Below are 17,501 nucleotides of genomic sequence, written 5' to 3'. Positions count from 1 at the left end.
CTTTCTAAGATATTCATTCAAAATACAACTTCTAACTCAAACTTTTGAGTTCAGCTTCTATTTTTTCTAACCTTGTTTTTACTTCTTCAAGTGCTTTTTTATTCTCTTCTATTACATTTGCAGGGGCATTTGCTACAAATCTTTCATTGCTTAACATACCATTTAGTTTATCGAACTCTTTTTGTGCTTTTTCTTGCTGTTTAGTTAGCTTATCTATGATAGGTTTCATATCAATTTCACTTGTTGGAAGATAAACTTCAAGATTATTTGAAACATCAGTTATACTATTTTCAACCTTCGCACTTACAAACTCAACACTATCAACTTTTGCTAGTTTTTCTATAAATGGTTTTGCTACAACTGTATCAATATTTTTATCAAGCTTTATATATGCTTTTGCAATTTTGCTATTTCCCATATCTATGATAACTTTCGCTCTTCTTATAGCTGTTATTGCTTCTTCGATGATAGAAAACATACTTTCTATATTTTCATCTTTTTTAATATCTTTTGGAAAAGAAAGAATCATAAGAGAATCACCATCTTCTAAAGTTGTACCACTAAGTTTATGATATAAATAGTCTGAAATAAACGGCATAAATGGACTTACCATTTTAAGCGTTTCTTTAAAAATAGCTCCAAGTTCTACGATACTATCTTTACTAGCTTTTGAGTACTCTATTCCCCAATCACAAAATTCTGTCCAAACAAATCTATAAAGAGTACTTGCTGCTTCATTGAATTTATAGCTTTCTAGTGTATTTCTTACCTCATCAACTGCACTACTTAATCTGCTTTGCATATAAAGTCCTAGTGGAGTTTTGATTTCTATATCTTTTAAATCTTCAAAAGTTGGTACATTTAAGCTTAAGAAATTACTAGCATTGTAAAGCTTATTTGTGAAGTTTCTAAACTGCTCTAAATTTTTTGCACCTAGTTTTATATCTCTTCCTTGAACAGCTAAATAAGCCAAAGTAAATCTTATAATATCAGCACTATGTTCATTTACCATATCAAGTGGATCGATTACATTTCCTTTTGATTTAGACATTTTTGCACCAAATTCATCTCGTACAAGAGCGTGCATATAAATATCTTTAAATGGAAGTTGCCCCATAAAATGCTCACCCATCATCATCATTCTAGCAACCCAGAAGAACATAATATCAAAACCAGTAATTAATAAAGAGTTTGGATAGAAATCTTTTAAATCATTATCGTTAAAAGTATCTTTCATTTGTCCAGCATTTCCCCAACCAAGTGGTGAAAATGCCCATAAAGCAGAACTAAACCAAGTATCAAGCACATCTGGGTCTTGTTTTATTTTTGAACTTTTACATTTTGGACACTCTGTTGGTTCGTCCTCTTTTGTAGCCCATTGATGATTACACTCATCACAATAAAATACAGGTATTCTATGCCCCCACCAAAGTTGTCTTGAAATACACCAATCTCTAAGCTCATCCATCCAAGCTCTATATGAGTTTAGCCAATGTGGTGGGTGGAATTTTGCTTCACCTGCATAAGTTTTCTCTATCGATTTTTTTGCAACCTCTTTACTTACAAACCACTGTTTAGAAATATATGGTTCAACTATATTTTTACATCTATAACAATGTCCTACTTGATGATTGTGTTCTTCAATTTTTACTATAAAACCTTCATCTTGAAGTTTTTTAACAATTATTGGTCGAGCTTCCAATCGCTCTATTCCAGAAAACTCTCCACAGTAGTCATTTAAAATACCTTTTTCATCAAAACATTTTATAAACTCTAAATTATGACGTTTACCTACTTCATAGTCATTTGTATCATGAGCTGGAGTAACTTTAACCACACCTGTTCCAAACTCCATATCAACATGAGAATCAGTAATAATTTTTATTTTTCTATTTGTAAGTGGTAAAACTACCTCTTTCCCAACTAAATCTTTATATCTAACATCTTCTGGATGAACCATAATAGCTGTATCCCCAAAGTATGTTTCAGGTCTAGTTGTAGCAACTGTTACAAAGCCACTATTATCAGCAAAATGATAATTCATATGATAAAACTTACCGTTTACTTCTTCGTGTTCAACTTCAATATCACTTAAAGCACCATCATGAGTACACCAATTTACCATATAGTTATTTTGTACTATCATACCATCATCATAAAGTTTTACAAAAGCTTCTTTTACTGCTTCTTTTAGTCCTTCATCCATAGTAAATCGCTCTCTACTCCAAGCTGGACTTACTCCTAATTTTCTCATTTGATGAACGATTGTTCCACCACTAAACTCTTTCCATTTCCAAACTTTTTCTAAAAAAGCTTCACGTCCTAGCTCTTCTTTTGTTGAACCTTCTGCCAAAAGTTGTTTTTCAACTACATTTTGTGTTGCAATTCCAGCATGGTCAGTTCCAGGTTGCCAAAGAGTTTTAAAACCATCCATTCTTTTGTATCGTGTAATAATATCTTGTAGAGTAAATGTAAGTGCGTGACCTATATGTAAACTTCCCGTTACATTTGGTGGTGGCATCATAATAGCAAAGCTTTTGTTTGGTTCTTGGATAGCTTTATTTCCATCTATCTCAAAATAACCTCTTTCTTCCCAAATTTTATAAAAACTATCTTCTATCTTTGATGGTTCATATTTATCGCTCATAAAAAATCCTAATTGTGTTACTAAAATAGGCTAGATTTTATCTAAATTTGGCTTAGTAGCTTATAACTTGCACTTTGTAAAACTTTTTGTTAAAATCAAGCTCTATATAATTTTAAAATAAGGAGAGTTTATGTTTAAAATATTTTTAGGAAGTATAGTTTTATCAAGTGCAATATTTGGTGCTGATTTACAAAATTCTGGAGTTGAAGTAATATTGGAAAATGGTAAAAAAATCTCAGTCAAAAGAGAAAATAAACCAAAAGAGTGTGAAAGTATAACTTTAGACCCAAAAGATATTTTTGGAGAAGTTACACAAAGTTCAAAAAATATAGATGAAAACTGTAAAAGAAGTTTTGTTACATATTTTGGAAAAATCACACCTATGAAAGCTGCACCAAATATCGATACATATGGAGAGTTAGAAGTTTTAGAGTTTATTGAAAAAGCAAAAAAAGATAATAATTTGCTATTGGTTGATTCAAGAACTGAAAATTGGTACAACTACCAAACAATCCCTAGTGCAGTAAATGTACCTTATGTATATACAAAAAAATCTCAATATCCAGATGAATTTGAAGAAACTTTAGAACTTTTTGGAGTTAAGCAAAAAGATGGAAAGTATGACTTTACAAATGCAAAAACAATTTTAATGTTTTGTAATGCTACTTGGTGTGGACAATCACCTGAAGCTATGAAAGAGTTAATGGCTATTGGATATCCTCAAGAGAAAATGAAATGGTATAGAGGTGGAATGCAATCTTGGTTAAGTTTAGGATTTACAACAATTAAACCTTAAAAAGCTTGGAAATTTCCAAGCTTTTTAATACGAATTTTATCTATTTATAATTTACTATTATTGGTTTTACTTCACCAATTTTTTCTATGCTAACTGGTTCATCAGCTGCTCTTTTTGTACCTCTTAACTCAAAAACAACTTTGTATTCAGCACTAGGACAACTTATAATACTTGTTGTTTCGTTTAACTTTGTTTCTACACAACCTACTTTTATATCAATTTTTGGTTCATTTGCAAATACAAATACAGAACTTAAAATAAAAAATATAGCTATTTTTTTCATATTCGAATCCTTTTAATTATGGAATACCATATATTAGCAAAAGATATTTAAATGTATTTTATTATTTACAAAGTTTTGATGAATAATTTGGTGTAAAGACTGGTTGCATACCAGTACCATTTCCCCAATCTACATAATGTACATTATAACTGCTATAACAATCACTATTTCTTAAACATCCACTAAATAAAATCACTAGTATAAATATATTTATATATATTTTAAACATTTTATTGTTCTCTTAAAGCTTCATCTTTGTATCTTATCATAGGAGAAATAATATATTCAATAAGTCTTCTTTTACCTATTTTTATATCAACACTACAAGTCATACCTGGCATTAGTTTTATATAATTATCATCTATTTTCATAGTATCATTTTTTAGTTCAATTAATACTGGATAAATCTCTCCTAATTTTTCATCTAGTATAGATGATTTTGCTATATTTGTAACGATACCATCTATATATCCATATTTTGTAAATTTAAAACTATCTATTTTTACTTTTACCTCTTGACCTAAATGTACAAATCCAATATCTCTATTCAATACTTTTGCTTCAACTTCTAAAGCAGATGAAGTTGGAATAAGTTCCATAATAACTTCACCTGATTGTACTACTCTACCACTAGTACCGTTATTTAAATTATATATAAATCCATCTTCTATAGCATAGATAAATTTACTTTCTAAAAGATAATTACTTTTATCAACTTCTGGCAAAGTTGTATTTAACTCATCTGTTGTTTTATTAAACTCTTCAAGTAATTCTTTTCTTGTATTATTTTTAAACTGCATAAGTTCATGTTTGGAAATTTCATATTGTGTAGATAATTTTTTTATTTCATCTTGTTTTATAGATATATTACTTTTTTCCTCTATATATTTTTCTTCTAAATCTTTCAAAGATATTTCTGGTTCAAGCCCTTTTTCTACAAGTTTTTTCATTTGTTCTAATTTATATTGAGTAAATGGTAAAAGTTCTAAAAGTTTTCTTACTTCTGTTTCCACCATTTTTTTTTCATAAATTACTTTTTCTATTTTTACATTTAAAGATTTAATCTCAGTATCATATGAAGATATGTGACTATTTAATTTGTCATTTGCTAATTTTAGTAAATTAGATGATATTTCACTATTTTCTATAGCTTTTATTTTATGATTTGTATCTATATATTTAATCATTGCATCTAAAAAAACCTTTTTTAATAAAAGTGTTTCATATTTTGCCTTCATACTATTATTATCAAAATTTTCTAAACTATTTTTAAACTCAACTAATAAAGTCCCTTTTTTTACATTTTCTCCATTTTTTACATTAATTTTTTCAATTGTACTTGTTTCTTTTGCTTGAATTAAAATCATTCTTGAACTTGGTATTGTTTTACCTAAAGATGGTGCAATAACATCAATTTGACTAAAAGTAAGCCATAAAATTATAAATAAAACTAAACTCCCAATTAATGAAGGAACTAACCACAATAATTTTGATGGTCTTGTAGCTAAAATAGATTCTATTCCAATTAAAAAATCACTATTTTCTTTTTTCATCTATATCTCACTTAATATATTTTGGGCTTTACAAAGATTATGGAAATACCCTTTTTCATTTTTTAATAACTCTTCTTTAGTTCCTAATTCTATAATCTTCCCATCATATAAAGATAATATTTTATTTGTTATTTTTAAAACTGATACCCTATGAGAAACAATAAATACAGTTCTTCCTTCACAAATCTTTTTTAAATTTCTTTGAATAATAATTTCACTTTCAAAATCAATTGCACTCGTTGCTTCATCAAAAATTAGTATTTTTGGATTATTTATCAGGGCTCTTGCAATCGCTATTCTTTGTCTTTGTCCTGTAGATAATAGACTACCTCTCTCTCCAACAATAGTATCATAAGCTTTTGGTAATTTTAAAATAAATTCATTTGCTCCACTTAGTTCACAAACATACTCAATTTCTTTCATAGTTGCTCTTGGATTTGATAATGTTATATTATCTTTGATACTTTTATTTAACAACAAATTATCTTGCATAACAACACCAATTTGTCTTCTAAGCCAATTGGGATCTATAGTTGAAATATCAAAACCATCTATTGTTATTTTCCCATTAGTTGGATGAAATAGTCTTTGTAATAATCTTGTAAAAGTAGTCTTACCTGAACCTGATTTTCCAACAACTCCTACAATATCACCAATATTTACCTTTAAATTTATATTATTTAAAACTAAAGAAGATTCTTCGTTATATTTAAAAGAGACTTTATCAAAAACAATTTCGCCTTTTATCTTTGGTAAATTTGTTTGTTTAGAGTTAATAGAAATCTCTTGCTTTGTATTAAATATCTCCTGAACTCTTTTTGTTGATATTTTTACTTGATATATTTGTTGTAAAGTTTGTGCTATTCGTTGTGCAGGAGCCATAATTCGTCCAATTAACATATTAAATGCAATTAATTGTCCTGCTGTCATATTACCATCTAAAACACCTATTGCTCCTATCCAAAGACATAAAGCAACTGTTATTTTATTGACAAAAGATGCTATTTGAGAAATATTTCCAGATATATCATCTGTTTTTGAATTGTGTTTAGTTTGTTTTGATAAATGTTCTTCATAATCCCTTCTTATTGTAGGTTCAATAGACATTGATTTTATAGTTTCAATAGAAGAAACACAATCAAATAAATATGATTGGGAATCAGTAGAAAGTTGTAATTTTTTCTTTAATCTCTCTTTTAATATTGGATTTGCTACTCCATATAATAGGAAAATAGTTACTATAGCTATTAAAACAATTATTGTAAGTGTTGGTGAAAATAAAAACATAACAATCAAAAATATAATACCAAAAGGAAAATCTATAAAAGAAGTTAAAAGTCCTGAACTAATAAAATTTCTAATAGACTCAACTTCCTTAAATCTAGCAACTACATCTCCTGATTGTTTACTAGAAAAAAAACTTAAAGGTAAAGAGGTAAGATGCTTAAAAAACTTAGAAACCATTGTAACATCTATAATTGCTGTCATATGACTAAGAAGATGCTTTCGTGAATAACTAATAACAAAATCAAAAATTGCTATAATAAAAAGTCCAATAACTAAAACTTCTAAAGTACTACTTCCACTTGAACTAAAAACTTTATCTATAATTATCATTGTAAAAAGAGGTGTTATCAAAGCAAAAATTTGAATAATAAAAGCTGCAAAAAGGACATGATAAATTAACCTATCTTGTTTAAAAAATGATTTAATAAACCAAGATAAACCAAAATTATTAATAGTAGAATAATCTTTACTATCATCCTTTGATATTAAAATTAATTCATAATCATAAATTTTTATAAATTCTTCTTCATCTAACGATAACTGTTGAGAGGTATTAAAATCATATATATTATATTTATTATCCTCTATTGAAAAAAGCAAACTATATTTATCATCTTTTAACTTTACTATTGCAGGGAGTGGATTGTTTTTGAGTTTTTCAAGTTTTACACTTACCTTTTTTATTTTTAAATCATAATATTCTGTTGCAACATATAATAAATCTTCTTCTATTATGTCATTTGATGAACCAATTTTAAATATCAAATCATCATAATTTATTTCACAATTTAACATTCTTGTCAGAAGTAAGAAAGAGTGAATCAACTCATTTTCAATTATTTTTTTACTCATATATCAACCTATCAATTTCATTTAAAAATTCTTCATTTAAAAAATTTGTATATTTCATTAACTCTGTATATTCTAATAATAACTGGTATTGATACTCTGTAAAAATATTTAGTTTTTCAAAATATTCATTTTCCTCATCCAATAAATCAATAATAGATTTTGTACCAATATTAAACCTCTCTTGCATTCCATCAACTACAAATCTTTTTGCTTCCAAAACTTCTGGGTAACTTTTTATTATCTCATAATAAGAATATAAGTTATTGACTTTATTTTTTATATTTTGTTCTACATCTTTTACTAGCTTATTAAAATTTAACTTTTCAATACTCTTTTCTATTCTTGATTGCTGATAATTTTTAATATCATAAAAACCATTGAAAATATTAAATTTTAAAAATAAACTCAAAGTTCTCTCATTTTCATTCTTGGGAATATCATTTGCTACATGTTCATATTTTGCAAATATAACTGGTTCAAAGCTACTAATACTTTTAGAAACTTTAATATCACTATTTTGTAATTTTAATTTCTGTACTTGAATATCTAAATTATCTTCAATATCTTTACTAGCTTCATTTAAATTTTTTATATCAAAAAGTGCTAAGTTTATATTTTTTTTAATATCTAGTTCTTGAACTCCTGAAAGTTTTTCTAAATAAGATTTACTTACTTTATAATCTAATTTTCTTTTTATAATTTGAGTCAATATTTCATCTTTTTGTAATTGAGCTTCTAAATAATCAGCTTTTGAGATTAGCCCACTATCCATTTTGACTTTAGCTCTTAATACTATAGTATCTATTCTTTTTAATTTTTGATTCAACAGTTCTATTTGCTTTGCTTTTAATAAAGAATCTAAGTAATAACTTATAACATTAAACATAAGTTCCTGTTGTTGCGTATGAATTTCAAACTCACTTTGTAATAATTCATTTGATTTCACTTTATAATCATAATATTTACTTCTATCATAAATAGTTTGTTCTACTGTAAAAGTAGTATCTCTTCTATTATCTCGTTTTTCTTGCTCTACCCCATCTATAATTACAGGGAATTCATTGATTTTCATAAGTTCAGAAGATATATCCACTTTTGGATAAAAAGCTGATATAGATTTATCAACTTCTTTATCACTATATTCATTTTGTAGTTTACTAATCTCATAATCTTCACTAATATGTGAAGATAGTTTGTATAGATCAAATAGACTATATGTTTTTCCAAAAACTAAACTAGAAAAAGTTAATAAAAATATAAATATTTTCATATATTACTAATTACCAAAAGCTTCTAAAATAGTTCTATTACCTTCTTTATCTACACTTTGATATTTAAATTTTTTACCTTTAAATACTGTATCTTTTAACTCTTCAAGCATTTTATCAGCACCACCTAATGGAGCTATTAAATCAATAATCCATAAAGTCTCACCACTTTTCCATTCATTAAATCCTAACTTTCCAATACCCATTTCCAATCTTTTATTCACTTCTTCATTTACAAAAGCCCATAAAATCAGCCCTACTGGCTTTCCTTCTGCATCTTTATATAGTCTAAATTGCTCTTTTGTTATTGGAGCAAGTAACAACCACTCAACATCACTTATAAAAAAATTCAATCTATGTGCATTTGAGTTTAATAATACTAAAAGTGCTTCACCTAAAACCTCTGTAATCTTTGCTTTCATCTCAAAAGTTTGATTTTGTTTTTCCATTTTATTTATCCTTTATGCTATATTTTCTTCATCTAAGTTATCATCAAAAAAAGAGTTATTTACTTCTAACTCCTCATATTTATCTATATTATTATTTGATGATGCCATTTGCTCTATTAAAACTATTGCCTCTTTTAAAACTAAAATATCTTCTTGTGATAATTTATCTTCTGTCATAGTAGTATCAATATGAGAAGCAGCTATATCATATTCATCCCCATCTTTTGTAGTGTATGAAGCATACTCAAGAATTGGAAAATCTACTTCTTTATTTTTATTTGAATTTAAATTTAGTTGTAAAATATTACTATCAGAAATTTTTGTAAACTCATCATCATCTACTAAGCCATTCATATTTTTATCTTGCCATAGTGCAAAATTATTCCACTCTTCATCATTTTTATCAAAAAGACCATCTTTATTTGTATCAAAAATTTCTCGTAATACCTCCAAATCGTTTTTTGCTGTTTGACTAAGTCCTAAAAAATTTGTTTCATCTATTGAGCTTATAGTTCCATTTTTATCTTTGTCCCAAACTAAAATTGCATCATCTTTATAGGCACCTATTAAATTATCATTGTGTGTATCATAGTAAAACTCCCCTATTTCTACTCCATCTCCATCAAGATCTATAACAATAGGATCTCCAAAAACTCTCATATAATTTAAACCTGTTTCAAATACAATACTTCCTATATTTTTACCTGTTAATGGTTCACCATCATCAGATATTTGTACCATAAAAGTTTCCATATAATGGACCTCCATTCTACCATCCCAATCAATTTCTCCATAGTAATCAAAATAAAACTCTCCATTTGCATCAGCTGTTCTTCCAGATATATTTGTATAACCAAAGATATAAGAAATAACTTTAAAACTAATATTATCTACATTACTATCCACATCTTCTACTATAAATCTACCTCTCCCTGATACGTTACCATTTTGATTAAAAGAGTGATGAGTAATAGTTGGAGCATCATTTACAGCAGAGATATTTACATCAACATAGGCTGTTCTTTGATTTCCTGATTTATCTTCTACAATATATTCAAATCCTGCACTTCCTTTATATAAAGCTGAATTTTTATCAAAAGTATTATTTGTACTACTATTATAGTTTGAATTTGGATTAAATGTTATTTTCCCATCAACTCCTAAAGTTACTGTTCCATTTGTAGCGTTCTTCACTCCAATTATTCTTAGATTATCCCCTTCTATATCAAAATCATTTGATAATAAGGTACTACTATCTATTACCAATTTTGTATCTTCAACTCCAACCACTTTATCATTGTAAACAAATGGAGCATTATCTTTAGTACCATCTATATAAACAACATAATCATCAAATTGCAATTTATTTATATTTGTAAGAGTATTTACCCCTAAACTACTATAAACTGTAGCTTTCCCATCAAAATTTGTAACAATATTTTTTTTATCTTTTCCATTATAGTAATCAAGTAAACTTCCAGAAAATACTACCGTATCAATTCCGCCCATACCATTTATCGTATTATTTCCAGCTCCACCATAAAAAATATTATCTTTATTATTTCCTGTTAGATTATCATCGTATTTTGTTCCAACAATATTTTCAAAATTTTCAATAGTATCACCTGTTGCATATCCACCAGAAACTGTATTTGTTAAAAGATTTATATTTACAGCTGCATTACTATTTGAGTAATTTATAGTATCATTCCCTGTTCCGCCATCTAAAATATCTATACCAGCACTTCCATAAATAATATCATCTCCACCCATACCATAAATAGTCATATTATCATTTTTACTATTTCTTAATATATCATTTCCACTTCCAGATATTATCTCTTCTGCATTAGTATCAGCAACATCAAAATCTACTCCTATACTGTCTTCTATATAAATTTTATCGTACCCATCTCCAGTATCTATAAAATTCCCTGATTTAGCTTTTATATCTTCACCATCAATATATACAATATCATCTCCTCCTAAAGTATAGTAAGTATCTGCACCTTTTCCTCCTCTTATAATATCAGAAAACTTACTTCCTATGATATTATCATTTCCATCTCCACCTATAAAACTTTCAACATTTGTTAATCCCATATCAAAATTAACACCCTTATCCCCTTGTATTATAACGGTATCAAATCCTAGACCACCATTTACAATCTCCGTAATAAAAGTATTTCGAGAAAAGTCTTCTGCATCCATAACTATAATATCATCACCAGCTCCACCATCAATCCTATCTGCACCTTTTCCACCATTTATATAGTCATTACCTGCTCCACCATATAAAATATCATCGCCATCACCACCTAAGATAATATCATCGCCACTTTCTCCATAAACTATATCATCGCCACTTCCTGCATTAATATAGTCATTTCCAGCTATTTCTGTAGCAAGAATATTTAAAGTTAAAGAAGTGTCTTTTTTATATGGATTTTCTTCATCTGTACTTGTTATTTCTGAAATAATTTTTAATTCTACATTATCTTTTGTATACGGATACGAAATAGTTATATTTCCATCAAAATTATCATCTTCAATAATCAATCTACCATCACGAATAAAACCTTTATTTATTGAAAAACTTTCAGGTAAATTTTCAATATAAAAAATTACTTTTTCACTACCATCTGTTTTATGTAAATTTGAGTTAATTTTAAAAGATACTGTTATTTTGCCACTTTCTTCATCTGCATAAACAGTATCATTTCCACCATTTGCATATATAATATCTGAACCACCACCACTTTTTATAGTATCATTTGCCCCTGAATATTCTAAAAAGTCACCTTGGCTTGTATCTGAGTACACTTCAATATTTTCTACATAAAAATCTGTATTTTCACTTTCAAAAGATGTTTCAACTTTAAATGTTTCAGTAGAAACTTCATTTAAAGTTATCAGCATATTTTTTGATACTATTTTTTGATGTCCATTACTATCTGTAGATATAGCCTCAACTTTTAAATTAAAATCACCATTAACTCCTTTTGGACTTAACATAGCTATTGTACTTATATCCTTTTCTTCAACTATCCAAATATTTCCATCTTTCTTACCTACATTTAAAATAGCATTTTGAGGAATTCCAGAAATCCTTAATTGTAAATTTTCACTTCCATCTAAATCTGTTAGTTTTGAGTTAATATTTAGATAAACAAGACTATTTTCATCTGTAACTATATTTTTTACTTCAAGTAAAGCTTCGTCCGCAACTGCTTGTATATCTATAGGTAATTTTACAGTTGTAGTTTTTCTTAAAGTACCATTTGCTTCAACAATTACTGGTATAACATCAAGAGTAATACTTCCAGAATAATTTGGAAGTGCTTTTAAAATAAGATCATCTAATTGGTCAGTTCTTACTTTCCAATTACCGTTAGACAACTGTTGTCCTTGATTTAACATAAAATCTTTTGGTAAAGATATTTCTAAATAAATTGATTCTTTAGGTTTTAGGCTACTTTCATCAACTTTTATATCCAATTTACAAATAGAATCTTCAAGTACACTTATTGGCTTAACTGTAACATTTGCTGAACTTGGTGCTGACTCAATATTTACTTTTAAATACCCTATAGTTTCAACACTATCTCCATTTTTTTGTTCAGTTGTAACTGCTTTTATTTTTAATTCAAAAGCCGTAGTACTATTAAATGGTGGTCGTATTTGTAAGTTTGTTAAGTCATCTTTTGTTAAATACCATTTTCCATTTTTCTCAATACCATTATTTAAAATTGCACCTTTAGGCACATTTTCAATAATTATTTCGAGAACTTCACTTCCATCCGTATCATTTAAAGAAGCTTCTATTTTTAAAGGAATAAAATCATTTTGAATACCCTTAGCATTTAAAACAGTTAAATTTGCATAATCCGCTACAGAATCTACAACTACATCTATAAATTTTGAAGTATATTGTTGATGACCATTTTCTGCTTCTGTTGTCACTGCTGATACTTTTATTCTAAAATCTTCATCACTATTTTTTTTAAAAAACATACCTAAACCATTTAATTGATTTGGCAAAATCTTCCATGTACCAGTAGAAATATTTGTCCCTTGATTTAAACTAACTCCACTAGGCAATCCCTCTACGATATAATGTACCGTTTCACTACCATCTTTATCTATAAATGTAGATGAAATATCCAACATCATAATACTTACATCTTCAGTTGCTTCTATTGAATCATCTCTGCCATTTAAAGCTTGTAGAGTATTTAAAATAACTTCATCTGCTATAGCATTTACTTCTACAGATATATCTTTTGATATTGAAGCTATATCTGTATTTTCCTTTTCTGTAGAGTATGCTATAACCTTTATAGTAAAATCTTTTGCATCATGTAATGGTGGAGTTATAGTTAAATTCGTTAAATCTTTTGGCAAAAGATGCCAAACTCCACTATTATCTTTTGTTCCATGATTTAAAACTGCTCCAGTTGGAATATTTTCTATTTTTATTTTTAAATCTTCACTTCCATCTGTATCTACTAAAAAAGCTTTAATATTTAATGATATTTGAGTATCTTCATCTCCTAAACTATTTGAAGCTTCCAAAATAGGTGTATCTGCAACAGCTACCACTTCTACAAATATATCTTTACTTATTGAAGCTATACTGTTATTCTCACTTTCTATAGAGTATGCTGTTACATTTATAGTAAAGTCATCGCCACTATGTAATTTTGGAGTTATTGTAAGATTTTCTAATTCATTTGGATATAAATACCAAATTCCATTTTCATCCCTAGCACCTTTATTCAAAATAGCATCACTTGGAACATTTTTTATCTCAATAATAATACTTTCTTCCCCATCAACTCCACCTAAGTCATCTACCAAAGAAGTTTCTATATTTAATGCTATTGCTGTGTCTTCTAAACCTTTTGAAGCAACAACTTCTAAATTTGGAGTATCTGCAACAGCAATAACTTGTACAAATATATCTTTACTTATACTTGCTACATCACTATTTTCACTCTCTGTTGAATATGCTGTAACTTTGATAGTAAAATCATCTGCATCATTTAACTTTGGAGTAATAGTCAAATCTTTTAAATCTTCTGGAAGTAGATACCAAATACCATCTTCTTTTTTTATACCTTTATTTAAAATAGCTTCACTTGGTACATTTTCAATAGTAAGATAAATGCTTTCTTCTCCATCAACTCCACCTAAATCATCTACAAGTGAAGTTTCTATATTTAAAGCTATTGCTGTATCTTCATCTCCTCTTGAGTCTAAAATATCTAAATTTGGAGTGTCAGCAACTGCAACTATAGTTATCGTTTGTACTAAAGTAGAGATAGTTACTCTTCCATGTGTATCAGAAACTATGGCTTTTATAGTTAAATCAAAATCATCAGAATTATTTGTTTGTGGTATCATATACAAATCTTTTAAATCTGTTTCCTTTAAATACCAGTTTCCATCAACTCTTTTTTCTCCAGCACTTAGTAAAAATTTATCAGGAAGTCCTATAAATACAACTTCTAATGTTGTAGTGAAGTTATTTAAGTCTGATACTTTTATCCCATAAAGATTATTGTCTTCATCTATTACCACTTGGTCTAAAGTAATCTGGGCAGCAATAAGTGGCTCTAAACTTTCATCTTCCACACTATTTTCAACTGTGACTGTAAACTCACTAACTATGTTTTTTTCTTGAACCATAATTTTAGGAGTTATTATATCTATCTTATTATTTTCTTCTTTTTTCTCTTGATTATCTTCAGTTGTTAGTTCTTTTTTTGTTTCAATTTGATAGATCTTTTCTTCTATATCATCAGCACTAGTTGAGTTATCTAATATTGAATTATTTACATTTTGCTTATTATATTCTTTGATTTTTTGTGCAATATCATATAGTGGATTATCTTTTGTAAGTATTGGAACATCTATATCTTTAGTATTTACTAAATTTTTTAAAGAAGCTGGGTCATCACTTAGATAATTCATCTCATCTGTTGAAGACTCTATAGTCTCAGCAGCAGCAACTGTTCCTAGCATAATAGCTGTTGCTATAGAAGCTGCTTGATTATTATTTGTATCCTTTTCATCTTTATTTTGTTCTAAACTTTGGCTAGCGTTATGCTCTTTTATCTTTTGAACAAGTTTATATAAAGGATTTTCTTGTGTCAAAGTTGGTACTTCTACTACAACGGCTTCATCTAAAAGTATATTTTCTAAAGTATCAGTTTTATCTTCTTCTTTTGTACTTTCTTCAATAACTGAAGATTTTTCATTTTGGTTTATAGGAGCTGTTTTTGAAGTATCGTTTTGTTTATCATCTTCTTGATTTTCAAATACAACTTTTTTAATAAGAGTTTTATTTTCATAGTCTATTTGAAAAACTGCATCATCAAAAGCTAGTTCTTCAATATCTCTTAGAGTATCAAGAGTTTTTCCGTCTTTTGATTTTACAAAGAGTGTATCATCATTTACAATCAATACTTCATAATCTGTTGATTTCCCTTTATATAAAACAGTATCTGTTCCACTATCTCCATAAAGCATATTTTTACCAGTTCCACCAACAAGTATATCATCACCTGCTCCACCAATTAAAATATCATCACCATCTTCACCATATAAAGTATCATTTCCATCATCACCTTTGATATAGTCATTTCCAGCACCACCAAAGATTATATCATCGCCACCATTTCCACTTACTCTATCATCACCATCATTTGCATATATTAAATTTGCGTTATTATCCCCTACGATAGTATCAGCTTCTTTTGAGCCTTTTATACCTTCTATATTTATAAATTTATCCCCAGTAGCTTCACCACCATCTGCATAGTTGTGTTTTAAATTTATCTCAACAGCACTTGAAGTTTCATAACTAGCTAAATCAATACCTTCTCCACCATCAAGTGTATCTGCTCCACCAAGACCTATAAGGATATCATCTCCATCACTTCCAAAAAGGATATTATCTTTTGAATCACCTTCTAAAATATCGTTATACTTACTTCCATGAAGATTTTCTACATCTTTTAAAGTATCACCAGTAGAAGAACTACCACTTTCTAAGCTTACATATACAGAACCTTTATTTAACTCATAGCTTACTGTATCATTTCCACTTCCTAGATTTATATCATTTGTTCCATTATGTGCAAATACTATATCATCACCTGTTCCTGTAACGATGGTATTATTCCCAGTTCCAGTTACTATCAAAGTATCTTCAAAGTATGCTTTTATGATATCATCTTGGCTAGTTCCTACATAAACATTTTTTGTTTCATAATCTTTTAGGTATGAACTTATAGTTTCATCTTCACCTAATATTTCTAAAAATGCCTCATTTACATCTACAAAGCCAACACCTTCTTTTACTCCTATAACATCAAGCAGTGCTTGTAAGTTTACTTTTGTACCATCAGGAAGTTCTATATGAGTATTTGTTTTATCCCATTTAACAAAGTTATCTATCACAAATGTTTTTGAAAGTTCTTGTGCTTCACTTAAGTCTAAATCTTTATCAAAAGTTTTTATATATAGTTTTCCATCTTCTAGTTTAAACTGCAAGTCATTTAAACTTTTACCTTTAAATGAAAAAGCATCTTCAATAGGTTTGATATCTTCATAAGGATTTTCAATACCTACAAGATTAAGAAGTTCAGCAAATCTTTGGGGAGTTAAAGATACATTTTTTTCAAAGATAAAATCTCTATCAAAAGGAGAGTTTTCATAAGAGTAAAAATCATATCCTATTTCTTCTAGTATTGCTTTTGCTTCCTCTTTTGTAAGATTATTTGGATTATCTTCTTTTGTAAGAACATTTAGTGAGTCTTCATTATGATTATAGATTTTCAACATCTTAGCTTCAATTTCAGCTAGATATTTATCATAATCTATATTTATAAGTTCACCATTTAGTTCACTTTGTTGATAGTTGTATTTATCTATCAAGGTATTTAGTTTATTAAAATCTTCACTATAGTGATGAGTTTCTAGTTGTAACTCTTCTGCTATTGCAAATACTTTTTTCCAGTGGTCTATTTCACTTTGTTTTTCTGGGTTATTCTCTTTTAGTAGTTTATCTACATAATCTTTTTGAGATACAAAGTTATACTCTTCTAGGAACTCTTTTAAAGCTTTTTCTTTTTGTGTTTCATCTTGGATATTTTGAATAGTTTGAAACAGAGTATTTATCTCTTGAAGTTTACTTGTATCACTTATAAGATTTCTATTCTTATCTACTAATACTACAGTTTCATTTTTATATTTACTATAATCACTTGCTAGTGAAATATTCTCATACAGTTCTTCTAAATCCCCTCTTCCTTTTCTAGCGTATATATCTTCTTCTTGGAACTTCTCATTTGTTCTAT

9 protein-coding genes are annotated in these 17,501 nt (G+C 27.9%); 1 reads left to right on the top strand and 8 read right to left on the bottom strand.

All coding sequences use genetic code 11. The features are described from left to right. Positions 1-31 precede the first annotated feature (31 nt). Positions 32-2,647, bottom strand: coding sequence for a valine--tRNA ligase (locus CRU91_RS02850; protein ID WP_113893202.1), 2,616 nt, complete (start codon positions 2,645-2,647; stop codon positions 32-34). Between the two features lie 130 nt (positions 2,648-2,777). Here CRU91_RS02850 and CRU91_RS02845 point away from each other — a divergent pair, with 130 nt between their 5' ends. Then, positions 2,778-3,443, top strand: coding sequence for a rhodanese-like domain-containing protein (locus tag CRU91_RS02845; protein ID WP_113893200.1), 666 nt, complete (start codon positions 2,778-2,780; stop codon positions 3,441-3,443). A 40-nt stretch (positions 3,444-3,483) separates the two neighbouring features. Here the strand turns inward: CRU91_RS02845 and CRU91_RS02840 are convergent, their stop codons facing one another. The 7 genes from CRU91_RS02840 to CRU91_RS02815 all read right to left on the bottom strand — a co-directional run. Further along, positions 3,484-3,726 carry a hypothetical protein gene (locus tag CRU91_RS02840; protein ID WP_113893198.1) on the bottom strand — a complete coding sequence of 81 codons (243 nt, stop codon included), beginning with the start codon at positions 3,724-3,726 and terminating at the stop codon, positions 3,484-3,486. A gap of 61 nt (positions 3,727-3,787) precedes the next feature. Then, positions 3,788-3,955: a hypothetical protein gene (locus CRU91_RS12190; protein WP_222718377.1), complete on the bottom strand. Its 168-nt coding sequence runs from the start codon at positions 3,953-3,955 to the stop codon at positions 3,788-3,790. A gap of 1 nt (position 3,956) precedes the next feature. Continuing rightward, on the bottom strand, positions 3,957-5,279 hold the full coding sequence (locus CRU91_RS02835) for an HlyD family type I secretion periplasmic adaptor subunit (RefSeq protein WP_113893196.1): 1,323 nt from the start codon (positions 5,277-5,279) through the stop codon (positions 3,957-3,959). Beyond that, entirely contained in the window at positions 5,280-7,418 is a 2,139-nt protein-coding gene (locus CRU91_RS02830; RefSeq protein ID WP_113893194.1) for a peptidase domain-containing ABC transporter, read from the bottom strand. Further along, positions 7,411-8,688 (bottom strand): TolC family protein, encoded by a 1,278-nt coding sequence (locus CRU91_RS02825; protein ID WP_113893192.1) that lies wholly within the window; start codon positions 8,686-8,688, stop codon positions 7,411-7,413. The genes CRU91_RS02830 and CRU91_RS02825 overlap by 8 nt, the downstream gene beginning before the upstream one ends. A 6-nt stretch (positions 8,689-8,694) precedes the next feature. Then, a complete protein-coding gene (locus CRU91_RS02820; RefSeq protein WP_113893190.1) occupies positions 8,695-9,135 on the bottom strand; it encodes a toxin-activating lysine-acyltransferase in 441 nt (146 codons plus the stop codon). A gap of 12 nt (positions 9,136-9,147) precedes the next feature. Then, the coding region (locus tag CRU91_RS02815; RefSeq protein WP_222718376.1) for an Ig-like domain-containing protein at positions 9,148-17,501 on the bottom strand (8,354 nt) is incomplete at its 5' end.

Source organism: Aliarcobacter vitoriensis (assembly GCF_003316695.1).
GTDB lineage: Bacteria > Campylobacterota > Campylobacteria > Campylobacterales > Arcobacteraceae > Aliarcobacter > Aliarcobacter vitoriensis.
Note: the sequence above shows the minus strand (reverse complement) of the source record. Positions and strands in the feature narration are given on the sequence as shown.